This window comes from Chitinophaga sp. GbtcB8 (assembly GCF_019091455.1).
GTDB lineage: Bacteria > Bacteroidota > Bacteroidia > Chitinophagales > Chitinophagaceae > Chitinophaga.
Genome location: NZ_JAGXJN010000028.1, coordinates 1 through 24,849, shown reverse-complemented (window position 1 = coordinate 24,849; position 24,849 = coordinate 1). Strand labels below are relative to the sequence as shown.

Annotated in this window: 20 protein-coding genes and 1 pseudogene; 6 read left to right on the top strand and 15 right to left on the bottom strand. The window is 45.7% G+C overall.

Annotated elements, in window-relative coordinates:
• Window positions 1-18 precede the first annotated feature (18 nt).
• From KVT36_RS21860 to KVT36_RS21830, 7 genes are all read right to left on the bottom strand, one after another.
• Window positions 19-1,101 carry a galactose oxidase gene (locus tag KVT36_RS21860; RefSeq protein ID WP_254640136.1) on the bottom strand — a complete coding sequence of 361 codons (1,083 nt, stop codon included), beginning with the start codon at window positions 1,099-1,101 and terminating at the stop codon, window positions 19-21.
• Window positions 1,102-1,148: 47 nt separating this feature from the next.
• Window positions 1,149-2,069 carry a dihydrodipicolinate synthase family protein gene (locus tag KVT36_RS21855; RefSeq protein ID WP_217605638.1) on the bottom strand — a complete coding sequence of 307 codons (921 nt, stop codon included), beginning with the start codon at window positions 2,067-2,069 and terminating at the stop codon, window positions 1,149-1,151.
• An 11-nt stretch (window positions 2,070-2,080) separates the two neighbouring features.
• Window positions 2,081-3,235, bottom strand: coding sequence for an exo-alpha-sialidase (locus KVT36_RS21850; RefSeq protein WP_217605572.1), 1,155 nt, complete (start codon window positions 3,233-3,235; stop codon window positions 2,081-2,083).
• Window positions 3,236-3,247: 12 nt separating this feature from the next.
• Window positions 3,248-4,720: a RagB/SusD family nutrient uptake outer membrane protein gene (locus KVT36_RS21845; RefSeq protein ID WP_217605571.1), complete on the bottom strand. Its 1,473-nt coding sequence runs from the start codon at window positions 4,718-4,720 to the stop codon at window positions 3,248-3,250.
• Between the two features lie 29 nt (window positions 4,721-4,749).
• A complete protein-coding gene (locus KVT36_RS21840) occupies window positions 4,750-8,100 on the bottom strand; it encodes a SusC/RagA family TonB-linked outer membrane protein (protein ID WP_217605570.1) in 3,351 nt (1,116 codons plus the stop codon).
• A 64-nt stretch (window positions 8,101-8,164) separates the two neighbouring features.
• Entirely contained in the window at window positions 8,165-9,406 is a 1,242-nt protein-coding gene (locus KVT36_RS21835) for an exo-alpha-sialidase (RefSeq protein ID WP_217605569.1), read from the bottom strand.
• 281 nt (window positions 9,407-9,687) lie between these two features.
• Window positions 9,688-10,377 (bottom strand): FadR/GntR family transcriptional regulator, encoded by a 690-nt coding sequence (locus tag KVT36_RS21830; RefSeq protein WP_217605568.1) that lies wholly within the window; start codon window positions 10,375-10,377, stop codon window positions 9,688-9,690.
• Window positions 10,378-10,810: 433 nt separating this feature from the next.
• On the opposite strand from KVT36_RS21830, the gene KVT36_RS21825 reads away from it, so the two are divergent.
• On the top strand, window positions 10,811-11,611 hold the full coding sequence (locus KVT36_RS21825) for an OmpA family protein (RefSeq protein ID WP_217605567.1): 801 nt from the start codon (window positions 10,811-10,813) through the stop codon (window positions 11,609-11,611).
• Between the two features lie 87 nt (window positions 11,612-11,698).
• On the opposite strand, the gene KVT36_RS21820 is transcribed toward KVT36_RS21825, so the two are convergent.
• Together KVT36_RS21820 and KVT36_RS21815 are read right to left on the bottom strand one after the other, a co-directional pair.
• On the bottom strand, window positions 11,699-12,472 hold the full coding sequence (locus KVT36_RS21820; protein WP_217605566.1) for a M57 family metalloprotease: 774 nt from the start codon (window positions 12,470-12,472) through the stop codon (window positions 11,699-11,701).
• A 124-nt stretch (window positions 12,473-12,596) separates the two neighbouring features.
• Window positions 12,597-12,932: a hypothetical protein gene (locus KVT36_RS21815; protein ID WP_217605565.1), complete on the bottom strand. Its 336-nt coding sequence runs from the start codon at window positions 12,930-12,932 to the stop codon at window positions 12,597-12,599.
• Window positions 12,933-13,343: 411 nt separating this feature from the next.
• Here KVT36_RS21815 and KVT36_RS21810 point away from each other — a divergent pair, with 411 nt between their 5' ends.
• The 3 genes from KVT36_RS21810 to KVT36_RS21800 all read left to right on the top strand — a co-directional run bounded on the left by KVT36_RS21810 (window position 13,344) and on the right by KVT36_RS21800 (window position 16,800).
• Complete coding sequence (locus KVT36_RS21810; RefSeq protein ID WP_217605564.1) at window positions 13,344-14,384, top strand: adenylate/guanylate cyclase domain-containing protein; 1,041 nt, start codon at window positions 13,344-13,346, stop codon at window positions 14,382-14,384.
• Window positions 14,385-14,457: 73 nt separating this feature from the next.
• Window positions 14,458-15,393 (top strand): AraC family transcriptional regulator, encoded by a 936-nt coding sequence (locus KVT36_RS21805; protein WP_217605563.1) that lies wholly within the window; start codon window positions 14,458-14,460, stop codon window positions 15,391-15,393.
• A gap of 147 nt (window positions 15,394-15,540) precedes the next feature.
• Window positions 15,541-16,800, top strand: a complete 1,260-nt coding sequence (locus KVT36_RS21800; RefSeq protein ID WP_217605562.1) for an MFS transporter — start codon at window positions 15,541-15,543, stop codon at window positions 16,798-16,800.
• A gap of 197 nt (window positions 16,801-16,997) precedes the next feature.
• Here KVT36_RS21800 and KVT36_RS21795 read toward each other — a convergent pair whose 3' ends face one another.
• Complete coding sequence (locus tag KVT36_RS21795; protein ID WP_217605561.1) at window positions 16,998-17,600, bottom strand: FMN-dependent NADH-azoreductase; 603 nt, start codon at window positions 17,598-17,600, stop codon at window positions 16,998-17,000.
• A 191-nt stretch (window positions 17,601-17,791) separates the two neighbouring features.
• On the opposite strand from KVT36_RS21795, the gene KVT36_RS21790 reads away from it, so the two are divergent.
• Window positions 17,792-18,181 (top strand): helix-turn-helix domain-containing protein, encoded by a 390-nt coding sequence (locus KVT36_RS21790; protein WP_217605560.1) that lies wholly within the window; start codon window positions 17,792-17,794, stop codon window positions 18,179-18,181.
• An 11-nt stretch (window positions 18,182-18,192) separates the two neighbouring features.
• Here KVT36_RS21790 and KVT36_RS21785 read toward each other — a convergent pair whose 3' ends face one another.
• Window positions 18,193-19,074: an AraC family transcriptional regulator gene (locus tag KVT36_RS21785; RefSeq protein WP_217605559.1), complete on the bottom strand. Its 882-nt coding sequence runs from the start codon at window positions 19,072-19,074 to the stop codon at window positions 18,193-18,195.
• A gap of 133 nt (window positions 19,075-19,207) precedes the next feature.
• Here KVT36_RS21785 and KVT36_RS21780 point away from each other — a divergent pair, with 133 nt between their 5' ends.
• Window positions 19,208-20,035: a phytanoyl-CoA dioxygenase family protein gene (locus tag KVT36_RS21780; RefSeq protein WP_217605558.1), complete on the top strand. Its 828-nt coding sequence runs from the start codon at window positions 19,208-19,210 to the stop codon at window positions 20,033-20,035.
• Window positions 20,036-20,096: 61 nt separating this feature from the next.
• Here the strand turns inward: KVT36_RS21780 and KVT36_RS21775 are convergent, their stop codons facing one another.
• From KVT36_RS21775 to KVT36_RS33265, 4 genes and pseudogenes are all read right to left on the bottom strand, one after another.
• Window positions 20,097-20,792 carry a M48 family metallopeptidase gene (locus tag KVT36_RS21775; protein WP_217605557.1) on the bottom strand — a complete coding sequence of 232 codons (696 nt, stop codon included), beginning with the start codon at window positions 20,790-20,792 and terminating at the stop codon, window positions 20,097-20,099.
• Window positions 20,789-23,953: a type I restriction endonuclease subunit R gene (locus KVT36_RS21770; RefSeq protein WP_217605556.1), complete on the bottom strand. Its 3,165-nt coding sequence runs from the start codon at window positions 23,951-23,953 to the stop codon at window positions 20,789-20,791. Before KVT36_RS21770 ends, KVT36_RS21775 begins: the two co-directional genes overlap by 4 nt.
• A 38-nt stretch (window positions 23,954-23,991) precedes the next feature.
• Complete coding sequence (locus KVT36_RS21765; RefSeq protein WP_217605555.1) at window positions 23,992-24,645, bottom strand: restriction endonuclease subunit S; 654 nt, start codon at window positions 24,643-24,645, stop codon at window positions 23,992-23,994.
• Window positions 24,646-24,651: 6 nt separating this feature from the next.
• Window positions 24,652-24,771, bottom strand: a pseudogene (locus tag KVT36_RS33265) (restriction endonuclease subunit S); the annotation flags it as partial.
• Between the last annotated feature and the right edge of the window lie 78 nt (window positions 24,772-24,849).

Here is a 24,849-nt window from a genome sequence, read left to right as displayed (position 1 = left end):
TCAAATATGCTGTTCTATTTAATGCTGCTGTGCGCCGGCAGCTGTTGCGGTCAGCACATTCGGCGTTCTTGTGCCCGGGCGTACCTCCCCGCCGGGAAAGACCAGCAGCCCATTCCATTGTACAAAGGTTGTGGTTACCGGCGCCCAGATGCTTGCGTTGGGATTTGTTACCGCATCCGCATTACGGAGGGTATCTATTTTTCCACTGCGTGCCCAGGTATCTGCGTTAAGATCATAGACCAGTATCTCATCAGAAAATCCCGGATGCCGCTCCCGCAGCGCAGCAGCCTTCTCCGCATCCTTACCTGTATCGCCGCCAAAAATGTTCAGCACATGATCATTGCTGGCCAGGGCAGGCGTAGGTGCAGCTACTGTTGCAAACGGCATGTCAGCACATTTATGCCAGCCGGTTTCCGGGTTATAGCGGTAAGCATCTTTTAAATACTCCCGCTTTCCGTTCTTCAGGGCAGTCCCGCTAAACAGGAAAAAATCGTGCCCCAGAGCACCGGCAACGCCCAGCATACGGGCAGGGCCTGGCCAGGACGGCAGCAAACGCCAGTGGCGTGCGGCTGCTGTATCTTTTAAGTTCAGCATATAAAAATCAGCTGCAGCTGCCTGTGCATCCGGTGATCTTAAACCACCGGCAATATAAATACAGCTATCTGCCATAACACCGCATGCATTGGCCAGTGGTTCCGGTAATGAAGGCATAACGGTAACGGCTATCTGCCCCTGCTGCCAGCTTATCAGAAAAACATCACTATAATGCCCCTGCGCATTACTGCCACCAATACAGATCAGCCCACTTTCCGTTGATATGGATACGCCATAACCCAGCGGCCGCGGGAGTTTGCCGGCTTCCTTCCAATGTTCCTGTGGATGCTCCAGCACAAAGATCCTGTCAGACCAAACCTTTTTTCCGCCATTCCAGGGTGTGCCGCCATTGGGAAAATTACTGCCCCCTGCAACAATCAAAGCACCATTTGCAACCCCTGCAAAAGAGCCTGCAAATCCTGTTTTATCCGGTATGGCAGGCAAGGTATCCCAATGATACCCCGCCTGTGTAACCATGCTTCCGCCATGCATACAACTTTCAATCATACACCAGGTTGAGAAAATAAATATGAAATAATAAATACGCCTCATGACTATGCATTGGAAGCAGCTTCCTTCAGTACCGCTGCAAATTTTATCTCCTGCAGGTAATTACTGATGTCTTGCTCCTGCTGTGCAGATAAGCTCACCAGCGGCAGCCGGCAAGGCCCCAGATCCATGCCCATCAGCTTCATAATTGTTTTTTGTGTAGGGATGGGCGAATACCTGGAAAGGCAGCGTATCATGTTAATGGCATGCAGCTGCATTTGCTGCGCTTCTGCTATCTTTCCCTCACGGAAATATGCCATCACCTTCAGGTACAGCGGTGCTGCAAAAGTGTAGGTGCTGCCAATGGCTGCCTGTGCGCCTACTGCCAGCGCAGGCAGCAGCAGCTCATCGTACCCATAGAGAATGTCAAACCTGCCGTTCTTATAATTCAGGCAGGCCTGGTATTCATGCAGGGTGGCAGCGGTATACTTGATACCGGCCAGGTTAGGGATCTTCCCTTCTGCCAGCCGTAAAAATTCCAGCATATCTATTCCCATGCCAGTGATCACCGGGATATGGTAGTAATAAAAAGGCATATCCGGCGCAGCAGCTGCAATTTCAGCCATACAATCCACCAGGTTATTTACAGACGCTGGTTTAAAATAGAATGCCGCTACTGCGGATATTGCATCTGCACCGATCTTTTTTGCATGCACTGCCAGCTTCCTGGCTTCCGCTATGGATGGATGCCCTACATGCACCAGCACCAGGCAGCGCTTGTTCACTGCTTTTACATATGCTTCCGCAATGGTCATGCGTTCCTCTGAGGTAAGGTTAGGACCTTCCCCATTGGTGCCGCAAATAAAAACGCCCTGTACTCCTTCACTGATCAGCTTATCTACCAGGCGGGGTATAAGGGACAGATCCAGTGAACCATCTTCATTAAATGTGCTGAATGTAGCCGCTATCAATCCTTGAATTCTCATCACTTGTATTGTTATTTTTTATTGTTTAGTAACCATGCCGCATTAAACTTTTTCAGCACCAGGCTATAATTGAATCCTTTAAAGTCTTTTGTGTTGGTTTCATACAGGCAGTAAACTGTATTGTTCTTTCCCACTGCCATATCACTGTACCCGGAGGGGCCGCTGTCCAGCACCCGCTGCACCGGCCAGGTTTCACCATTATCATAGGAAAGCTTTACCGTGAGGTTACGGCGGGGCTGCTTGTCTATATTCCTGCTATCCGGGTTGGTAAATAACAGGGCATTCTTCCATTCAGGCAGGCTTACAATACTGGCCATACAGGCAGGATCAAACAGCTCTTCTTCAAACCGTATCGGGCTCCAGTTGGAAATACCATCATTGCTGATGCTAAAGGCCCTTCTTTTAATTGCTGAGCCAGTGCGTGTGCTTAACAACACACGGCCGTCTGCCAGCTGCACAGGCGTACTTTCATTGGGATTAGCAACAGCGGCAGTACTATCTGCTACAATGGCTCCCCGCTTCCAGGTTTTACCCAGATCATCACTATAGATAGTGGCCAAACAGGATGGCGAATGGCTTCTGTGCGGGGTAAGCTTACGGGAATTTGCCAGCCAGGTGGCAGCCAGCAGCCTGCCGTTCTTGAGCTGAATGCCATGGCCGGGGCCAGGCGCTAATACCTTCCAGCTGTAATCCGGTTTAAACTGCTCATACACGGCAGTGATATTAACCGGCGGCGCCCAGGTACGGCCATCATCTGCCGACCAGGTGTAAAAAGCCTTATCATAATCTCTCTGGTACAGCAAATGGATAGTGCCATTTGCATCTACGATCGGCACGGGGTTGCCTGCAGGCCCCTGACTGTTGCTGTCAATAGGCATTATCTCGCTCCAGGTCTTACCCTCATCTGTGCTCCTGCGCATGGCCAGGTGCATACCGGCCCAGTCGCTGGCGCTGCCTATCCTGGCCTCACAGAAAGCCAGCAGGGTATTTTGTTTGGTTAGTACCAGCGCAGGTATGCGCATGGAGGTGTACCGGCCGCCCGGCTCAAATACCAGGTGACTTTCGTTTACCGCCTTGCCTGCTGTTCCTTTAGTAGTGCTGCAGGCCTGCACTAGAACACCTGCGGCCAGCAGCAGGAATAAGAATCTTTTTTTGTTTGCCATCATTTATCCGGGCTTTTAGTAACCATCCGTTTGTTTAATATTCGGGTTATTTGCCAGTACGGTACTGTTAACAGGCCAGAACAGCGGTGTGCTTTTACCGGCCAGGTTGGGTACATACGTATATACGTTAACGGTACCTCCCTTATGAAATCTTAACAGATCAAACCACCTTTTGTTCTCGAAAAAAAGCTCGCGGCCACGCTCATCCAGAATTTCCTTTTCTACCGCTGTCTTCGTTACAGCTCCGGTATATGCGCCGGTGCCGGCCCTTGCTCTTACATAATCCAGGTATTTTACGCTGTTGGTCACATCGTTTAATGCGGCATATGCTTCTGCTTTCATCAGGTACACATCTGCCAGCCGGTAAAGAATAATATCGTTATCCGGCACCCGGTCGTCTGAATACTTTGTACCGGGGTATTTGGTGATCCAGGATATTTTAGGACCACTGGGTTGCCTTTCCAGGATCCAGGTAAAGGGAATGCGCTTATCTGCCGTATTTGAGAATAACGATTTGGATAAGGGGCTTATCTGGTAAGCACCCTGCCCGTTCCCTGATGAAACAGCGTAAGGTATGGAATCAAGATTCAATGCGCCCTGTATGATGGAGAGAAAAGGCAGCGCGTTCTTGGAATAGTTGCCGGATGCTGTTTCATCCCGCTGGAAATAAGCCGCCATCAGCACTTCCTTATTAGAAGAAGCGCGGAGGCCTGTAACATTTCCAAAATTATCATTCAGGCTTAATCCCGTGGTTTCAATATCGCTGATAAGGGTAACCGCTTCCTGCAGGTCAGCATTGCCGCTGCCCAGCACCTTGGCGCTCCATAAAAGGGCATCTGCCTTCATAGCCAGTACAGATCCGTATGCAAAACGGTATTTGGATGGATAGCTGGTTGCAGAAAAATTAGACATGCCTTTCAATTGCTGCAGGGCAGCATCCAGGTCGGCCTTTATTTGTTTCATTACTTCTGTAGCCGGTGAGCGGGGCAGCAGCGGAACATTGTCATTTACTATCGCCTCCAGCATCAGCGGGGCATCGCCAATTACCCTTAACAGGTGAAAATAAAAGTATGCACGCAAGGCATAAGTTTCGGCAACTATTTTCTTTTTCAGGTCCGGGTTAGAGCTAAAGGCAAAACCCTGGATCTTATCCAGCAGCAGGTTACAGTGGCCTATGCCTTTGTACCATTCCGCATAATTCACTGCACCGGAAGAAGGTGATAAAGTATGTGACCATGCTACCGTAAACCTTGAGTTGGAAGCGGAGATCAGCTCCTCTCCCCTTTCTGTTCCATAAGTAACATTATTGGCAAGAGAGCGCATCACCGTGTAAATGCCTACCAGGTTAGGCTCAAAATCGCCCTCATTCTTAAAGAACACCTGTTCTGTAATGCTGCTCTGCGGTGTTACATCCAGTATGCTCTTACATCCTGATAATATAGCTGCTGATAAAAACACCATTAATATTTTCAAGCATAATTTTTTCATAAAAACCATGTTTATTCCATCTAAAAAAATCAGAACCTCAAATTTGCACCCAGTGAAAACTGACGTGGCCTGGGATACCCGCCGGGGTCAAAACCACTATATATTTCAGGGTTTAGCCCGGTGTAACCGGTCAGGTAGGCCACGTTATAAACACTTGCAAAAACGTTCAGCCCTGCTGCTTTGAATCTATTGGTGATAGCGGCGGGAAAATCATAGGACAATGTGATCTCACGCAATGCCAGGAAATCTCCTTTTTCAAACATCACAGATACATCTGACCCATAACCGTTATTATTACCCAGCGTTGCGCTGCGCAGGTAGTTGCGCTGCCCGAAGTCATAATCGGCAAAAGAGAACCTTGCATATTTTTTACCTTCATCGCCCTGGGTTTTCCAAACATCCGGTCCTATAGCCTGCGAAGGCGCACCTTCATTAAAAGCCCTGCCCTGTCCCATGGAACGTGCCAGCGCACCGTTACTGATAATATGACCCAATGCATAATCGGCAGTGATCCTTAAAGAAAATCCTTTGTAGTTAAATGTGTTCTGAATACCTCCTATCTTATCCGGGTTACGGTAACCTAAGAATACCTGGTCTTTGGTATCAATTACCCCGTCATTATTAACATCTTCAAAAATAAAATCACCTCCCCGCTTGCCTACGATAATACCCTGCGGTGAAGCCAGGTTATCTTTAATGCGTGCGTTCCATGCGGCTGCTTCCTCATTGGTTGCAAATACGCCCAGCACATTATAACCCCAGATACCGTAAGGCCTTTCCCCTTCTGCAAAACCACCGGCTTCAATTTCCTTTCCGCTGGTTTTATCAAAAATAATATCACCTCCCTGCCGGTTCTTAGCACGGTTATTCTGCGGCAGTTGTGTAATAACAGTTCTGTTAAATGCAAAAGAGAAATTGGCGTTCCAGCTGAATTTTGGCGAGCGTATGATGGCGGCGCCTATGGCTACCTCTACCCCACGGTTACGGAGCGCCCCGTTATTATAGGTGATGGTAGTGAATGGCGCTTCTGCAGGAAGCGGTTTGGAAGTAAGCCTGTCTTTAGTGAGCTTATTATAATAGTCAACAGAAAGCGTGATCCGGTCTTTCAGGAAACCGGCATCCACGGCCAGGTCTGTAGTAACGGTAGATTCCCAGCGCAGGCCGGGGTTGGATAAACCTGCCCGTATAATGCCTGCATACATAGCATAACTGGCGGATGAATACTTTCCGTAAGTATCTGACAGGCTTAACCCGCTGAGGCCTGCAATACCCCAGCTGCCCCTAACTTTCAGGGAACTTACGATATTACTTTTCCAGAAGCTTTCCTTATCAATATTCCACCCGGCGGAAAGAGAGGGGAATAATGCATATTTATTATCCGGTGCAAAATTAGAGAATCCATCATAACGTAAGGTACCACCCAGTATGTACTTCATTTTATAATCGTAGCTGAACTGGCCAAAGAAGCTGGCCGACCTTGTTTCGCCCAGCGTAGTAGCAAAATCCACTACGTTGCTGAAAACGGAGCCATTAATAACAGTGGTGGTAGGTTCATCTATGGTATAAATATAATCATTGGTAGCGCGCTGTGAGCCCATATCCTTTACATGGTTGGTATTGCGGGTATAGTTCATACCGGCCAGCAGGGTAACATGATGATCCTGCTGAAGGTTAAAATCATACTGTAATACCTGGTCTATCATCAATTGGCGGGAGCTGTTGGTGTAATCATCTTTCCAGCGCTGCATAGAGGGTTGCACCTCATCTGCAGGCGTGCCTTTTCTCATGAACATCTCCGTATAGTCGTCAATTAAATAGGAAAGAGATGGTTTGAAGTGCAGCCCTTTTATAATAGTCCAGTCTGCGGCCATACGGGTTACCATACGCTCTGTGGATGTCCTCATATCATCATACTTGAGCGTATGAAAACGGTTCCTTACGGTGTAAAGCTCGCCTGGCGTGGGGTTGCCGTCGTCCTTAAAGATCCTGATAAGCGGTGTGATACGGATGGCTCTTACCAGGTCGTTCTGATAGGCATCTACATATTTCGGGATCACATTCTGGTAATTCACCATAAAGTCCAGCTTAAGATTGTCGTAAGCCTGGTATCCGAAATTACCCAATACATTGTAGCGCTTATAGGCCGTGCCTACCAGCACTCCTTTCTGGTCCGTATAACCCATGGAAAAATTGTAATCCGCTTTATCCGTACCACCGCTGATGGTTACATTATCAGTATTGCTCAGGCCTGTTTTCCAGAGCATGTCCTGGTAATGATTATCTGCATACAGCAATTTGGTTCCGGGGTTTATGGGATCGTCCATTGTCTGCCAGCCGTTTGCCAGCAGGTTATCCACGTACTGCTGCCCTTCTACCGCTACTATGTTATCATACAATGCGGTCAGGTATATATTCTTGCCGTACTGCCCGGGCTGAGTGTATACGCGGGTGCCGGCAGAAAAGCCGCCGTTATTCAGCAGGTTATCTTTATTAATGGCATCGTCTGTATTGGCTACAGTTGTACGTGCCAGGCGCAAGTATTCTGATGCGGAAAGATAGTCGTAATCCCTGGCCTGCGTTTCCCAGGTGGTTCTGTGGCTCAGCGTAATGCTGGACCTTGTGTTCAGCCTTCCTCTTTTTGTTTTGATAACAATCACCCCATTTGCGCCACGGGCGCCGTAAATGGCGGTGGAAGCAGCATCTTTCATCACCTGCAGGGATTCAATATCATCCGGGTTCACATCATTCATAGAACGGAATACGCCGTCAATGATCACCAGTGGATCGCTCCCGTCTGATGCGCCTATGGATTCGCCATTATTATTACCCAGGCCGGAACCATATGCATTGGGCTTGGTGCCACCGCGGATAATGATGTTGGTAGCGCCTATGCCGGGCTGCCCCTGCGTGATGGGAATAGACACACCGGCCACTTTACCCTGCAGTGCCTGCACCGGGTTAGGGTTTGGATTATTCTTCAGCTCTGCCGCATCCAGCTTGGAAATAGCAGCTGTATTCTTTTTAACGGATTGCTCCGTATAACCTACGATCAATACTTCGCCCAGCTGTGAGGAGATGGTTGATAACAGGATGTTGTGCTCTCTCCTGTTGTTTACAGGAACTTCTTTTGTGGCATAGTTGATCATGCGGAGCAGCAATGTTTCATTGCCGGATGCCAGCTTTACAATAAAGTGGCCGCCTTCATCGGTAACGGTACCGGAGGCGGGTTTGCTTTTTACGGAGATGCTCACCCCTATTAGTGGCTCGTGGGTGGCAGAGTCACGGACTGTCCCGGATACCGTGAACTCAGCGGACTGGCTGTAACTTTTCTGTAGGCCGAACAGGAAAAGTAAACAGCAGCAAATTCTTAAGCATTTCATTTGAGTCTGTTAAAAGGTTCAAAAAATGTTTGGCAGATGCTCTGGTAAAGGGATCCCTGATCTATCAAGGTTCAGGATTTCCGTTCAGGATCCAGGGCAGATTAAACTTGTGAAATTCAATTGAACGGTGACTGGTGGAATTATTATTTGTATCCTCATTGGTTTCTATTAAAGCGGCAACATGATAGTCTGCAGTTTTGATCATGCTGGTGTAACCTCCCTTACCTTGTTGCTGGGCCTCATCTTCTGTAAGCCAGTCGTAGATACGCCTGCTTATGGGCCAGGTTTGCCCGTTATCATAGCTGATGCGCACGCGCATTTTTCCGCGGGTAACAGTGCTGGCAGAGTTCAGGAATACGATGCGGTTTGGCGCATCAGTATTATAGCGCAGGATGGATGCTTCGCACTTGGGATCCAGCAGCGTATTATCTGATGTGAAGGCGGGAAAGCCGCTTTCAATGCTGCCTACCGATACCCTTCTTCTTTTGGAAAGCTCCCACTGGCTGGTAACCGGGCGGTCATTGCGCAGCAAGGTGCCATCCATTCTTTCTACAATAGTACCTTCATCAGAACCCGCAGGTGTAGGTGAATAATTCCATGTAGCGCCATGATCATCACTGTAAATATTACGGCCTTTGGCAGGAATGATTAACCTGCCGGGATGGTTGAATTGTGTAACGATGCCAATGCCCGGGCCCATAGCATCCCAGGTATATCCCGGCGGCAGCAGGGCAGCTGTTCTGTCAGCCGGTGTTGACCAGGTAGCGCCCTGGTCATCGCTATAGCTGGAATATACTTTCCGTTCGCCCCAGGTATCAACCTGGCTGATGGAGGTTAAGGCCCCATCATTCCAGGACATAAACACCCATATTCTTCCGTTAGTGCCGGAAGATGGATCATATACGGAAGTAGGGTTTCCCCAGGTGTCGTCGCCGGAAGCGGCAATCTCGCCCATGGCTGTCCAGGTGGCGCCATTATCAAAAGAGCGTTTATACACCACGTTTATATCGCCCCAGTCAGTATTGTTCCAGCGCCTGCATTCGCAGATGGCTACCAGGGTGCCGTTCTTGGTTTTAACAATGGAAGGAATGCGGAAGGAGTGCTGCCCACTGGGGCCGCCATCAAAAAGTGTAAGGTAACTATGAGATTGCGCAGCTGCAGTAGCGGCCATTACTGCCCCTTTACCGGCTGATCCAGGAACGGGTTGCAGCTGTTGTTCTGTACTGCTTTTTTTGCAGGCGGCAATAAGCAGGCAGGCGGCGGCAATCAGGGTGCAGCCCCCTAATAGTGGAATTGTGGATTTCATAACGTAGGTTTTATTAGTAGTTATGTTCTACATAATAAATGTAGAATTTGTTTTTAGATTACAAAAATTTTAGGGCAGATTTTTTTTATTGGAGGAGGGGAAGTAATGGAAATAAAAGTGGTAAATGCCTGTATGGCAGGGCATTTCAGCAATATTTGATCAGGATATGTAGATTAATGTATGCCTTATTACGGGCCACTCCGGCAGTATTCCAGCAGGTGGATGACAGGTGTGGATGAGGTGAATGCTGTATTTCAGGACGTTACGGCCCCCGCTCCCGGTTATTTTTTAAAACTCTTTACCCGGTCAAAATGGGGCTGCAGGTGAGATAACATCCCTTCCTTAAAATCCTCGACCGTTCCTTTCCTTAATATTTTAACGAGGTCCTGGTGGGTGACTTTTCCTGAAATCACTTTCTTTTTTTCCAGCTTTATCACATATCCGAAAATAGGCAATAACAGGCTCTGAAAGCGTTTGAGCGTATTGTTGCCCGTCATTTCATATAACTTGCTGTGGAATGCGATCTCGTTGCTGATCCGGAAATTATTGTCTTTCTCTTTCATTTCCCGGGCTGCAATTTCTTCCAGCTCATCCAGGTCTTTTTCCGTTTTATGGATATATAAAAGATCGGCAATCCCCATTTCCAGCGCCAGCCTTAGCTCAAACAGATCCTGCAGCGTGGTTTCGTCCATAATCTCCGGGGTCATCACTTTTTCAAAAGTGCCTACAATATCAGGATTGGAAATAACCATGCCTGATTTTTTCTTGGCTTCTACAATTCCAAGCATTTTAAAGCGGCTTAACGCCTCCCTTACTACATTACGGCTCACACCCAAAGCTGCCGCCAGCTCCAGCTCCGTAGGCAGGGGATCACCAGGCTTAAAGGATTTCTGCGCAAAATACTCCCTCAGGCTTATCTCTACCCGCTCAGCCATCGACCTGGATGAAATTGGTTTAATACCATTAACCATAAATGCTTCTTTTGTACTACAAGTAAACAAATATATAAAGAAATTATCGCTGCCTGTGTTTATATAATTATTACCTGTATTTACAGGAACAGACCATTTAAGATCTTCCAGCCACTTCTGCCAGATCAATAAATACTGTTGCCGGAGCCTGTATGCCATCAGCACAATGCACTCCGGGGCATGATAGCAGGTTCCATTTAGGCATAAAGTTTGCCAATCACCTGGGTTATTCATAAATAATACTAAGCTCCGTTCCTGTTAAAGGGCTGGTTAAAATACTCACAGGAACGCGGGCCATTTCGCATTGGGAAATAATAACTTATGCTGTCATGAAAAAAATTTAATGCCAGCTTTCATGAAAGTGCCGGAAAATTCCGGCAACATAATTACGATAGCTCACTGATTGTTTATACTTTAATCCAAAAGTTTTATTATGAAGTATGCCGGAAAAACCTTTTCAATATTAATCGTATCGCTACTGCTGCTGGCAAGCTGTGTATCCAAGAGAAAATACCTTGACTCACAGGTAGCATTACGCTTATCAAAAAGCGACAGCATATCACTGGCCAGGAAGATCAATAGCCTGCAGGATAATATTGCACAGCTGCAGCAGCAGATCAAAGAATTAACCGATGCCAACACCAACGCACAAGCCACACAAAGCCAGCTGAACTCACAGCTAAGCAGCAGTAAAGAAGCCTATCAGCAACAGCAGCAAAAGCTGCAGCAGCTACAGTCGCTGCTGGATCAGCAAAAACAAAAAGCTGCAGAGCTTAGAAAAAAAATGACAGATGCGCTGAGCGGGTTTAATTCCAATGAATTAACCGTGTCACAAAAGAACGGTAAGGTATATGTAAGCCTTAGTGAAAATCTGCTCTTCCCTTCCGGGAGCGCTGAAGTGAATGCCAAAGGTAAAGATGCATTGAGCAAGCTGGCCGCTGTGCTCATCATCAACCCCGATATATCTGTTAACATTGAAGGACACACGGACTCTATTCCCATTCGCAGCAAATACCCTGATAACTGGGCGCTGAGCACCGCCAGGTCTACCGCTATTGTAAGGATCCTGGTTAATACTTACCACGTAGATCCTGCAAAGGTAGTGGCCTCCGGTCACAGCCAGTACGATCCTGTTGAAAGCAACAGCACGCCGGAAGGAAGGGCCAGGAACAGAAGAACAGAAATTATACTCACACCTAAGCTGGATGAGCTGTATAAATTAATTGGTTCGTGACATAAGGTTATGGTCTTTTTTATATAAGCTAAAAAGGGAAAGCTGCCGTTATAATGGCAGCTTTCCCTTTTAATACGAGATATTATATTATTGCGGATACAGGATCTGTGTAGCCAGCACATCCCCTGCTGTAAAACCATTCCAGGGCAGTACAAATGAATTCATAACAGAGTTAGCATCTGTTTGCGGAGTACCGGGTATGTATGTTCCACTGGTTTGATTGGTATGATGGAAGCCAATGGTGTGGCCCAGCTCATGCGTTATAGCAAACAGCTTCTGATTAGCTGCCAGGGTATTATAATATGCATTGATTTCAACACTTACACCAGGCCGGCCATTTGAGGCGGGTAAATAAGCCCGTGCAATCCAGTTTGCAGTTTCGTTACCCATAAAAACCCTGCAATGTGAGCCCGACTGGCTGGTTACAATAGACATGCCCAGCCTGGTGCCGTTAACAGCGTTCCAGTTATTCACCGCGCCCTGGATAGCCGTTCTCCAGTTGGAGGGTACAGCTGCATCAATGTACAGCTTAATATTAGTGTTGTAAGTGTTGCTTACAATATAAGTGTTCCTCCGTTGCTCTGTCTGGGGAACGCCGGAGTTGTCTTTCTTCCATACTGCTACACGTTGTTTAAGTTCCGGTAAGGTCATCAGGATGTCCTGTTCAACAATTACGCGGTCTTTGTCAAAAACAATGTGCTGTTTATCAAATCCAAGGCTGGTAAGGTAACTGGTCATTTCTTCGATGTTGTCAGCAGCAACAACATCTTTTTTCTCCTCTTTGGAGCACGCAGAGAATAGTACAATTAAAAAAGTAAGGCTAAGAACGGAATAAAGGTGTGTTTTCTTAGGGGATCTCATAGTAAAAATATTAAGCGTTAAACAATGTACTAAAGCTAACGCATATGGGGTGTAGTATACCTTCAGTCTTTAGGAATTTAATAGCTGTAGTGATCAATTTATGATCACTACAGCTATTCCAGGATCAATACTGAAGCTGTAACCCTCTTATTTTATTCAGGGCATCATCCAGCAAACTATAATCATCCGGAGCTATTTTTTGTTCAAGCACTTCATTTACCCAGCGGTCATAGCTGGTAGTAAATAACAACATTCCCTGCTCCGTTAGATGGGAGGCTTTGATCTGGGTTTGCGCATTAATCTCCTCCCCGGGATTTAAGATCCGGGTAACAGTCAGGTTCTTCTGTTCAAGATAATTAATAATACTCCTGAAATAACTGTAAACAATAGCATTCCGTAATACATGTCCCCTGCCCCTTTTTGTATTCCAGTTAACTTTGTCAATGGTGTAGTCTTTCATTGTTATGCTCTTATGGTTAAATAACTTTCCGGGATGTTGCAAAATTGATGCTAGGCATATGGTCATCTGATAAAAAAGTGTTTACATTAAATACAAATAATTAATTACTAATTATTTGTAAATTATCAACACCTAACTAACACCGGACCTTGTTAATAAGCAGTTTCAGGAAGAAATTATTGATCCTGATTGCTCATAAATTGGTGGATCGATAGCTTGCAGAACAATACACAACGAAACTTTTTATAATAGATACAATGGCCCTGTTACCGCCCCAAAACAAAGTGTTGCTTTCTATAAACAAAATGCCCATCGTATAAATTGCAGGTATTCGATGGTTTTGTAAGGAACGGCCCGGCGCAGTTTTACCTGAAAAAAGGATATATTGTAAATGGAAACTTACACTTCACTATGAACAAGAGTACTTCGTACAAGCTGAAGCAGCTATTCATTATTACGGTGATATGGCTAATAATAGGTTTTCTTATTCCGTTCTACGACCGGCTCGCTCTTTTTACAACCAATGCTGTACTACCGGTGCCTAAATACACCCTTCTGGAGGCCATCATTATCAATATGGGAGCCGCGCTTATAGGCGCCCTGTTAGGTGGCAGCTTCCTGATATTTTTTGTTAATGTGCGGTTCAGGGATAAATCTTACGGTTATACGATCCTTGCGGTAGCGCTTTGTTTTATATTGGTGATTGCGATTGTTAATATCATCCTCCGCTTATTCAACATCCCTTCTGACTGGGACCGGATCCTGAAGAACTGCATGGTATGGGGTGTTATCGTCACTATTACACAGCTGTTTGTTCAGATCAATAACAAATTCGGACAAGGGGTTTTCTGGAACATCATCCGCGGCAAGTACAACACTCCCAAGGAAGAGCAGCGGATCTTCATGTTCCTGGATCTAAACTCCTCTACTACCATCGCGGAGCAGCTGGGTAATAAAAAATACCATGCTTTTCTGAAAGATATTTTTACCGATATCACGGATCCCATACTGGACAACAATGGGGAGATCTATCAATATGTGGGCGATGAAGTGATCGTAGCCTGGAAGTATGACGAAGGCATACGCAACAGTAAATGTGTGCAATGCTTCTTTGACATCAAGCTCCACCTGCAGCAGCTGCACAACAAGTATATGCAGCAGTATGGGCTGATGCCATCCTTTAAAGCAGGCATCCATTGCGGCAAGGTGGTGGCCGGCGAAGTTGGCATCATTAAAAGGGATATTACCTATTCAGGCGATGTATTAAATACAACATCCAGGATCCAGGGCATGTGCAAACAGTTCAATGAAGAAGTGATCGTATCCGGCGTGCTGGCCGCCTCCCTGCGCCTGGCAGGCCATTTTGCAACGCTGCCGCTTGGTTCTATTAAGCTGAAGGGGAAAGAGAAGGAAATGCTGCTGATAGCGCTTAAAGCTATGACAGCTGAGTGAAGGTGCATTGAGCTTCGTTTGTTTACCGCATTCACCAAATTCCTTACCTTTGAATTATATAAGGGTAAAAGCTATGACAGACAAACTCATTCCCACTGAATCCCTGGTGCAATTCTACAAACGCACCGGCCAGGATATTCCACCGGAGCTCCTTCACGAATCCGGCAAAGCTCATTTTAATGTGCGTGAAACCCTTACCTGCACCCGCAAAACGCCTTTCAACCGACGTGATTATTTCAAGATATGCCTCAGCAGCACCACCGGAAAAGGCAGCGGCATACTGCTGTATAACGACCAGGAAATACAGCTGAACCAAAGCTGCCTGATCTTTACCAATCCTGCTGTGCCTACTTCCATAGAAGTAACCGCACCGTTTAACCGCTTTTACTGTTTATTCAACATGCCCTTTATAGAAGGCTTTATACCCCGTGATGTACAGTATGCCTGCCCTTTGTTCAATCCTGCCATGCAGCCGGTAATACCCGTCACAAAGGAAGAAAGAGAGCGGCTAAGCGTGTACTTCACGCAAATGCAGGTGCTGCAGGCCTCTGATTATCCTTTTAAATGGGATATGATCCGCAACCTGCTGCAGCTGCTCATTCATGAAGGCATCCGTTTACAACAAAGCCGCCAGGCGCCGGCTTCCCTGGTACGCGACCGGCTGGTAAATGATTTCTTTGCCTTGCTGAACCAGCAGTTCCCGGTAGACTCGCCTGAAACACCTTTGAAGCTATTGACGCCGGCCCGCTTTGCTGACCTGCTGCATGTGCATGTGAACCATTTGAACAGTGTAGTAAAAAAGCATACGCATAAAACCACCCGTGAAATTATTCACGAACGCGTGATCACCGAAGCAAAAACATTACTGCGCAATACGAACTGGAATATTTCAGAGATCGCCTATGCGCTGGGCTTTGAATATCCTTCGCACTTCAATAAATATTTCAAGCAGGTTAGCACCCAAACACCATTGGAATTCCGCATGGGAAAGAAGATGGTGGCAGCCTGAACCCCTCTGACAGGTATTCATAAGTTATCTTGACCCCCCAAATTGGTCCCGGGAAATATTTGATTTGTATAATCATCCCTTTGAATCGTGTAATTGACATGGACGCCAGCTGTCCTACCTTTACAGGGCCAATTTAAAACGATTAATATGAGAAGGATCAAAGAATCAAGAACAGGTTTGAACACCATCATGGCGCTGGGCCTTATTCCATTGTCGGGTTTTGCCATGGATGTGTTTATCCCGTCATTACCCGATATGGCGGTGCAATTACATACTTCACCAGCTTCTATTCAGCTTACGCTTTCCCTCTTTATCATCAGCTATGGTATTTCACAGCTGATCGTAGGCGGACTGATTGACAGCTATGGCCGCTACGTTCCTAACATGGCAGCACTGCTGGTATTCAGTGCGGCCAGCTTTATCATTGCCTGGTCCACTAATCTGCAAATGATCTATGCCATGCGTATAGTGCAGGGATTTACGGTAGCAGTAATTGCAATAAGCAAGCGTGCCTTTTTCATGGACCTCTATACAGGAGAAGCATTAAAGAAATACACGAGCATGTTCTCCGTGATCTGGGCCATTGCGCCCATCGTGGCGCCTTTCCTGGGCGGATTTTTTGAAACAACCTGGGGCTGGTCTTCCAACTTCATGTTCCTCGGTTACTTCGGACTGGCATTTTTTGTGATTGAAGCGATGATTGGCGGCGAGTCGATGAAAACGGCGCAGCCATTCAGCGTACGGTCAACGGTGCAAACGTATAGCAAGATGCTCAAAACACAGGATTTTACTGCGGGCATTATAATACTAGGACTTACCTATGGCATGGTGCTGCTGTATGGTATGTGCAGTCCGTTTTTGATTGAGCACAAGCTGCATTTCATGGCTACAACAACAGGTTATTGTTCCTTGTTCTCCGGGGTGGCGGTGATGATCGGCGGGTCCGTATCGAGAATGCTGGTAAGTAAAGCGTTCACTAAAAAATTAGTGCTGGCCAGTATTGCACAGCTGCTTACTGTAGCCATTATGATACCGCTCACAATCTACTACCACAATTTATTTACGCTGTTAGTATATGTTTTCCTGTTGCATAGCACAGCCGGGTTTATCTTCAATAACCTGATGTCGTATTGTTTGATCCGCTTTCCGCAATATGCAGGTAAGGCAAGCGGCTTAACAGGCGGAGGATTTGCGGTGGTAACTTCTATACTGAGCTCTTTTATGGTAAACACTATTTCCATTACCAGCCAGGCTGTACTGGGCGTGGCTTATGGCATTGTAGCTGTGCTTGTGTTCCTGTTGCTGATAAAAACAAAATGGAAAGGGGAAGAAGAAAGGAAAGCAGAGGTGGATGAAGTAGAGGAGGAACAGGTACCTGGAATACAATCAATAGTGGTGGAAGGATAATAGTTATGTAATAGTTAGTCTTTTTTTTCATGCCGTGCCCTGTACAACAATGCTGCCCGGAAGATCTTTTAAAGTTGTCTTTGACATGATGATCTTCCAGGCAGCTTTGCTCAAACGTACAATTCTACTGTACTTAAAATTCAGATCGGTCTTTTCATCTCATTAATGAACGATCATAATTTAGATGATTGCATATCTTAATCAATGCGGATGCTTTCAATACCTTTTTCCAGGGCATATTCCTTTACACCGGGAACTTTGACGCCTTCCGCACGGAATACAGTCATGTCTGTCATACCTAAAAACCCGAGAAATGCTTTCAGATAAGGCGCTACAAAATCGTTCCCTTTGGAAGGCCCTTCTGAATAGATGCCGCCGGAAGACATGGCAACGTACACTTTCTTACCAGTGACCATTCCAACCGGGCCATTTTCGTTGTAGCCGAAGGTTATCCCTGCCCTTGTGATATGGTCGATCCAGGCCTTCAGCGCAGTGTGGATCGTGAAGTTATAAAGCGGAGCGCCGATCACAATGATATCTGACGCCATTAACTGTTTTACCGCCTCATCCGAGTAGCGTAGCGACTCCTTTGCTTCAGCAGTCAATTGTTCGCCGGGTGTAAACATAGACTGAAGGATCGTAGGATTTAAATGCGGGATATCCAGATCGTTCAAATTCACTTCTTCTACGGTGCTGCCCGGATATTTTTCGATCCCCTTTTCAACAATGGCTTTACTGAGCCTAAAGCTATAAGATTGATTTCCCTGAATGCTGGAAATTAAATGAAGGATACGTTTCATAAACGCCTGATTAAATGTTAGCTACTTCTGCATGGCAGGAACAATTCCCGTATGTTGCACCAAAGGGGTGCTCAGGATGGTAGAACTGTTCTTGCAATTATCGCAGGCAAAAGTAGCTGCGCCGGCTGTTGAAAGGATCGTACTTTCCTGAAGGAAAGCGCTTCCCTTCAGGAAAGTGCATATCTTTAGGTATGACGATGATGATTCCCGATACGATGCCCGGTAAAGCAGAATGCTCCAATTCGCTTAAGAATGTATTGGATGCCTTGTACGTTCTTAATGGCAAATGGAAACTTGCTTTGATCCTTAGTTTGGTACAATCTTCCAAACGTTTTAACGAGATCCAGAACGAGATGAGCGGAATATCTCCAAAAGTTTTAGCAAAAGAGCTCAAAGATCTGGAGTTGAATGAGTTCATCAAACGCAAGGTGTATCCCACTACGCCGGCGACCATTGTTTACGAAGCAACCGAATATAGCCTGACGCTGAAAAACGTGCTGCGTGAGCTTACTGCCTGGGGTGGGCAGCATCGGGAAAAGATCAGGCAAAGTATGCGGCAGAAGCGTTACGAGTTGCGTTAATTTACCCCATCCTATATTTCATGTTTGCTTTCTCCCAAAAATGCCTTCCTGTAATTTCTTGGGTTCATTTTGTAGTAATTGATGAATTGCCGGTTGAAATTAGAAATATTGTTATAACCACAGTCATAACAAATGGAAGTAATGGAGCTGCTGGATTCAACCAAAAGCCTGGAAGCTTTTTGTAACCGCAGCTCCTGCAAAAAGAAGGAAAAGCTTTTGCGGGTTCTGAGCGAAAAAAAACGGGAGAAGGCATTTTCATGCATTTCAGCAATAGCCGCTGCTTCAGCAAGTTTTATATCGTTTTCAAAATTAGCAGTAATCCAATCCAGCACTTTGCATAAGCGGGTTGATTCTTTTTCGTTATGCCCGGTCATTGGAGCTTTTGTAATAGGTGATACTTCTTCTGAATCTGCTATGATCCTTAAAACATCTAAAAGCGTGATCAACCGTTTTAAACCGGTATCCGTAACAATTTCTCTTAGTTTTTCATTCACGCTTTTGCCGGTTTCGCCCAAAATATCCAATCCCGAAACCGCTTTTTGCAATAACAATTTTAAGGTAGCGGCTTCAGGCAATGATAAAAGATCATTTCCCAGCGATTGTTCCGTAAAATGAATGACAATAGATCTGGCCTTCAGGGCAGGGTTGTTGTTATAATATTCCGCATCATTCTTGTAAATGTGCGGAATATTGGGGCCAATGAGTGCAAGACTGCCCGGTTTAAAATCTGATATATGATCCCCGATGATCCGCTTGCCGGTACTTTCCACGATGGTTACCAGCTCATACTCCGGGTGGTAATGCCAGGGCGTGGGATAATAAGCATATTCAAAGTCCCTTACCACAAACGATTCTTTGTTTGCTTTAGGCAAATGTTCCAGCGCAGGTTTCATTACTGATTTTTTAATGACTAAAACACAATTAAAATTAAGGAAATCTTGCTATAATAGTATTTATTGGCTGGTTTAAACTGGTAGTTTATCAAAACAGGCCGCTCTACTTTTATGCCTGAAATCTTCATCTCCTATGGCAAATTTTAAACTAACGCCCAGCCAGGCTGCTGCATACGAAAAAGATGGTTACCTGATCGTAAGGAATTTTATCTCTTTAGACGAGCTGCACAAACTGCAGGAAGTTACTTTCTCAGATAGCAATATGCACAAACATGCGTTTGACCTGAATGACCAAAGCGGTAAAAAAACAAAACTTACTTTATGGTATTCTCCCGGAAATGATGTGTATGGCTTATTAACCAAAAGCAAACGAATGGTTGATGCCGTTAACCTGCTGATGGAAGGCGATAGCAGCGTTTGTCATTTTCACAGTAAGCTCATGCAAAAAGAGCCTAAAGTGGGCGGTGCATGGGAATGGCACCAGGATTATGGGTATTGGTACAAAAATGAATTTCTTTTCCCCGGGCAGATGATCTCTGTTATGATTGCCATCACAGATGCCAACAGGGAAAACGGCTGCCTGCAGGTAATAAAAGCAACCCATAAAATGGGCCGTATTGAACATGGATTTTCAGGTGAGCAGGTAGGCGCCTCTCAACATTATGTGGATTTAGTGCTGAAAACAAAAGAACTGGTATTTGTAGAGCTGAAAGCAGGTGATGCATTGTTCTTTCATCCTAATCTGCTGCATCGCTCAGAGGCAAATTTGTCTGACAACCCAAGATGGTCGATAATATCTGTATACAACCGCGCTGAAAATGTGCCTTATAATGAGCCTTCACAATCCAGCACTATTCCTTTAACTGCTGTGCCGGATGAAGCGTTGCTGGAGTGGGAAGGAGGTGATATTTCTGAAGCGGCTAATTTTCTGACGAAGGAGGAGGACGAGGCGTTAAAGTGATGATGATGGCAAGAGGCTAAAGATTACTTTGTTTCTACACTATTAAATTAAAAGACTCGTATCAGGCCATCAAAGCTTCTAATTTATCTTTCCATTTTTCCCAATCCGGCATAAGCGCCGATTGTAGCTGAAAGAACTTTTGTGTGTGGTGTTTATGGATCAGATGACATAATTCATGTACAATGATATATTCGATACAGGCTTTCGGTGCTTTAATGAGTTCAGGATTCAGAATGATCTTTCCTTTTGCCGTACAACTTCCCCAGCGGGTAGGCATTTCCTGCATAAACAGCCCTTCTGGTTGTACACCATATTTCCCAAAGTGCTGTATCCAGGGCTCAGCTATCTCCGCAAATTTTGCCTTTGCACGATACCGGTACCAATTAGTAAGTACGGATTGTGCCGTGCTTTTAGGGGTATGGTATACCTGGATTTCTTTACCTGAAAAATGTACTTCGTTCTTTTTGGCGGTTGCAACGCGCAAACGGTACTGCCTGCCCAGGTATAAGTGAGATTCTCCACCCCGGTATTGTTTCTCCGGCTGTTTAGGGTAAAAGCGCAGGAAAAAGCTTTGCTGTTTTAATATCCAGCGGGCCCGTTTCTCCAGCTTTTCCTCAATACGCTCCTGGGGTGTTCCTTCAGGTGCTTTTACCAATACCGCCATATCAGGTGTTACGGTAATGCCAAGCGTTTTCCGTTCACTGAATTCAAGATGATATTGGATCTTTATAGCTCCGTACTGTAGTTCCTGCATCATGCTTTATACCTTGCTTTAGCTATATCCATACATTGATTGGCAAGTGACTCTGCTTGTTCTATAGACAATTGTAATTCATCAATCAGGTATTCACCGATGTAAAAATTCATTCTCCGGATCACATCCAGCTTATGCTGCCAGTCAACGACAAGATATTGCCGGATAATATGATCGGCAGCTTGCGCGAAGTCAATACTTCGCTGTTCAGATAACTTACCTTCTGCTATGCAGAGGCGATAAAAAGCGATAGATTCGGCCTTATCCTTTAATACTGGTGGTATATCCTCGCCACTGCGATTGATCGCCTGGTCCCGGTATTGATTCAGCTTTTTCAATGCCCCTGCTTCTGAAATACGTTGTGCCCGCAGCTCAGCAATGGTTTGCTGTATAAGCTCTGAAAGCTTTCTATAGAATACCGGGTCCTCATCCATACGTTCTGTAATGTGCCGGGATGTACGGCTTGCAATTGTTTCCGCCTTAGCACGGTCGCCAATTACTTTCTGCAGCTCACGTTCAAAAGCATCCGTATCCAGTATGCTTATCTGCTCCGTCAAACGAATGACCTCTTCGGTGGTAACGTGTTGATCCAATAATTTCTGTAATTGCTTTTCGTAGCGGCTAAAATCTACTTTATCAGAATAAGTTTGGCTGACAGCGTTGCGTAACTGAGTGAAAAATCTTAAATCATCTTTTAAACGTTGTTTGCGGAATTCAGGTGTGTTATTTTCAAAGTCAATCGAAGAGAATGCCAGCTTCAGACAGCGTGCGAATTCGCTAAACTTGTCATAAAACGACTCACGAACAGCTTTATCTGCCAACAAGTTACTATAGCTAACGATATCATATTTATTACGTAAGCTTTTGAAAATATCAGTCAGTTCAGAATGCAACTGCGGCAAATGGTCAATTTCCGATTGAATATTTGTTACGGTCCCATCGAGGTCAGCGGCTTCAAACTCTTCCAGGCTGGAATAAATATTCATTGCTGCATCCAGGTCGCCCAATACGCCTTCATAGTCGATGACATAACCCCAGTCTTTGCCAGAGGCTACCCGGTTTACACGCGCTATGGCTTGCAACAGTGTATGGCCTTTCAACTTCCGACAGAGATACATAACTACAACACGCGGCTCATCGAAGCCGGTGAGCAGCTTATCAACCACAATCAACAGGTCAGGATAATCCGTTTTTTTGAACTGGGTGATGATACCGGCTTCAAAATCCTTTCCGTGTTTGTTCTCCATCATTTTCCAGAAAGCCACTACCTCATCTGCAGGGCTTTCATGAATATCTTCGTAGCCTTCACGGATATCAGGCGGTGAGATAACAACTTCACTGGTGACTTTACCGATTAGGTCGAAGGCTTTTTTGTATTTGATAGCCGTAGCTTTATCCGGCGTAACCACCATACCTTTGAAGCCGCTACGCTCTCCTGTGCGGTCAGGTCCCCAGTTATGAGTATAATGATCGCTAATATCTCGGGCTATTTCATCTATACGCTGCTCCGTTTTGGCAAGGAGATTGGCCCGGCTGTATTTCTTTTTCAGATCGGCAGTTTCATAGGGCGTTAAGTCTTCGGCTACATGATCGAAACCACGGTCCAGCGCTTTCTGGTTCACATCCTGTACGGCATGCCGCCCTTCATAAATGATAGGCACGATGGCGCCATCTTCTACTGCTTCCCGTATGGTATAAGCATCAATAATACCACCGAACTTTTGTGCAGTACTTTTCTCCTTCTTCATAAGCGGGGTACCGGTAAATGCCAGGAAACAGGCATTGGGCAATACTTTCTGCATCTTCACGTTAAAGCTGCCGTATTGCGTGCGGTGTCCTTCATCAATCAAAACAAAAATATCGGGCGATGCCAAAGGTGTACGTCCCAGGCGCTCTACCGCTGCTTCAAATTTATTGATCACTGTGGTAACAACAGCATCGCTCTTGCTTTGTAAAAGCTCTGCCAGCTGAGCGCCTGTACGGGCACGATGTACAGCTACTTCCACCTGTGCAAAGGTTGTTGTGATCTGTGTGTCCAGGTCTACGCGATCAGTCACCAATACTATCTTCGGATTGCGTACTTCCTGGTGAATACGTCGTGCCAACATAGCCATGGTTAGGCTTTTACCACTGCCCTGGGTATGCCATATTACGCCACCGTGGCGCCGGCCATCTTTTGTTTCCTGTATGCGGCGAATGATCTTTTCAATAGCAAAGTATTGCTGGTAACGGGCTATTTTCTTATAACGGCCTCCTTCGAAAATGATGTAATCTTTAATAAGCGGTAACAGGCGCTGCGGACGGCACAGGTAATAGATATACATATCCTGCTCGCTGACTTTTACCTCACCGGATAGGCGTTGTGCCCAGGCATCTATTGCTATTTCGCTACGGACAGCGCTTAATGCAGCCCGCTCCACTACGCTGACCGGTTGATTTAATAAGACTTCCAATTCATGGTTATCCTCCGTTTCCTCCTCCTTCCAGCTTGCCCAGAATTCCGCTTTGGTATCAGTAGTGCCGTATTTTGCCTGCAGGGTAGCACAAGCGAGCAAAAGCTGGCTGTAAGCATACAATGGGCGAATGCCGTCTTCAGTTTGGTTGCGGGTGTGCTGCGAGATAGCCTGACTGAGAGGCTCTTTCATGTCTGGACGCTTACACTCAATAACAACCAGCGGTATGCCGTTCACGAACAGCACAATATCAGGGCGAAGGCAGTCACGGCTTCCTGTACGCATCACGTCATACTCTTCGGTAACATGGTATACATTGCGCTCCGGATGTTGCCAGTCAATATATTGCAGGGTAAAACTCTTCTTGTCACCATCTATGTTTTGCTCTAATGCTTTACCTAAAGTAAGGCGTTCGTAGGCTTTTTGACTGGCGCTAATGTAACCATCCTGGAAGGGCAGCTCCTTAACCGCCTGGATACCGGCTTCTATATTGCCGTCACTGAACACGGTGGTTTTATTACTGCCTACTTGTATGCTATTAATGGCTTTGAGCTGGGTGCGCAAAACATCTTCAAGCAGTACATTACTGGTTTTACCGCCGCGTGCAGCCAATGCTTCCTCCGGATTGAGATAAGTATAGCCCAGCCGCATTAGTAATTGTAGTGCGGGTAGCTGGGAAGCATCGTTTTCGCGGAAGGATGGATGAGACATTGGTTATTGTTTTACATTAGCAGATGTACCTGAGCGATTTATGTTTTTACTCTTACTTTACCTGTCAGCAGTATCTGCATCAGCCCTTTCTTTTGCTGCTGCAGCGCGACAAGGTGGCGGCGGTGGATTTGGATTTCATTTTCGGAGGTGCTGAGGATGGTGGCGATGGCGGTTTGTTCAGGTAAGGACGGTAATAAGATCTTTATTTTAGAAAACTTATCCCATCGCAAACCTCCGCGTCTATCAATTGAACCTTCCATTCTACGACGATATTCAAGTATATATCGATGTGTTTTTAGTAAACGAAAGAGAAATAAATTATTAATAAGAAGTTCGTTCGTTTTAAAAACGGTGTACATTGGACTTATTAATCCTTTATCATATTTATCCTGATAGCCTATGCTACCTTCTTCAATATGGTTAGTAGCATAAGCAAAATGTTTTCTTGGTACTATTTTATAAGTACTTAGGTCATCTGCAAAAATTTTTCTTCCAAAGTATTCAAGGGAAGGCACCAGTCCGTCATATTTAGTACAAGATAATACAACAGTGTTCTTGTTAGTTCTATTCTTTAGAGATATTTCTTCCGCAATATCTCCAATCAAAGTCTCCTTCCTCACTCCCCTAAACTCCTTTAGTTTCTTTTTACCACTAAGTAATTGCTGCAACAAAGCCCTATGGCGCTTTTGCAATGCCGCGATTAGCTGCTGCTCTTTGGCTATGGCGGCATCCCAGGTAGAGAGGATAGCGGCTATACGGCGTTGCTCGGGAAGTGGGGGAAGGGGAATTGGCGTGGCTTTTACCTGAGATGAATTTATCGGTAGTATTACATAAAGTGTGTCAACGGGTTTAAAGATTCAGTTTTAATCGATCACTAAATATAATAGATAATTGTG

Excerpts from the sequence above, each read along its gene's own strand:
- KVT36_RS21860 (WP_254640136.1), bottom strand. The coding sequence starts at position 1,101 with ATGATTGAAAGTTGTATGCATGGCGGAAGCATGGTTACACAGGCGGGG.
- KVT36_RS21855 (WP_217605638.1), bottom strand. The coding sequence starts at position 2,069 with ATGAGAATTCAAGGATTGATAGCGGCTACATTCAGCACATTTAATGAA.
- KVT36_RS21850 (WP_217605572.1), bottom strand. The coding sequence starts at position 3,235 with ATGATGGCAAACAAAAAAAGATTCTTATTCCTGCTGCTGGCCGCAGGT.
- KVT36_RS21845 (WP_217605571.1), bottom strand. The coding sequence starts at position 4,720 with ATGAAAAAATTATGCTTGAAAATATTAATGGTGTTTTTATCAGCAGCT.
- KVT36_RS21840 (WP_217605570.1), bottom strand. The coding sequence starts at position 8,100 with ATGAAATGCTTAAGAATTTGCTGCTGTTTACTTTTCCTGTTCGGCCTA.
- KVT36_RS21835 (WP_217605569.1), bottom strand. The coding sequence starts at position 9,406 with ATGAAATCCACAATTCCACTATTAGGGGGCTGCACCCTGATTGCCGCC.
- KVT36_RS21830 (WP_217605568.1), bottom strand. The coding sequence starts at position 10,377 with ATGGTTAATGGTATTAAACCAATTTCATCCAGGTCGATGGCTGAGCGG.
- KVT36_RS21825 (WP_217605567.1), top strand. The coding sequence starts at position 10,811 with ATGAAGTATGCCGGAAAAACCTTTTCAATATTAATCGTATCGCTACTG.
- KVT36_RS21820 (WP_217605566.1), bottom strand. The coding sequence starts at position 12,472 with ATGAGATCCCCTAAGAAAACACACCTTTATTCCGTTCTTAGCCTTACT.
- KVT36_RS21815 (WP_217605565.1), bottom strand. The coding sequence starts at position 12,932 with ATGAAAGACTACACCATTGACAAAGTTAACTGGAATACAAAAAGGGGC.
- KVT36_RS21810 (WP_217605564.1), top strand. The coding sequence starts at position 13,344 with ATGAACAAGAGTACTTCGTACAAGCTGAAGCAGCTATTCATTATTACG.
- KVT36_RS21805 (WP_217605563.1), top strand. The coding sequence starts at position 14,458 with ATGACAGACAAACTCATTCCCACTGAATCCCTGGTGCAATTCTACAAA.
- KVT36_RS21800 (WP_217605562.1), top strand. The coding sequence starts at position 15,541 with ATGAGAAGGATCAAAGAATCAAGAACAGGTTTGAACACCATCATGGCG.
- KVT36_RS21795 (WP_217605561.1), bottom strand. The coding sequence starts at position 17,600 with ATGAAACGTATCCTTCATTTAATTTCCAGCATTCAGGGAAATCAATCT.
- KVT36_RS21790 (WP_217605560.1), top strand. The coding sequence starts at position 17,792 with ATGACGATGATGATTCCCGATACGATGCCCGGTAAAGCAGAATGCTCC.
- KVT36_RS21785 (WP_217605559.1), bottom strand. The coding sequence starts at position 19,074 with ATGAAACCTGCGCTGGAACATTTGCCTAAAGCAAACAAAGAATCGTTT.
- KVT36_RS21780 (WP_217605558.1), top strand. The coding sequence starts at position 19,208 with ATGGCAAATTTTAAACTAACGCCCAGCCAGGCTGCTGCATACGAAAAA.
- KVT36_RS21775 (WP_217605557.1), bottom strand. The coding sequence starts at position 20,792 with ATGATGCAGGAACTACAGTACGGAGCTATAAAGATCCAATATCATCTT.
- KVT36_RS21770 (WP_217605556.1), bottom strand. The coding sequence starts at position 23,953 with ATGTCTCATCCATCCTTCCGCGAAAACGATGCTTCCCAGCTACCCGCA.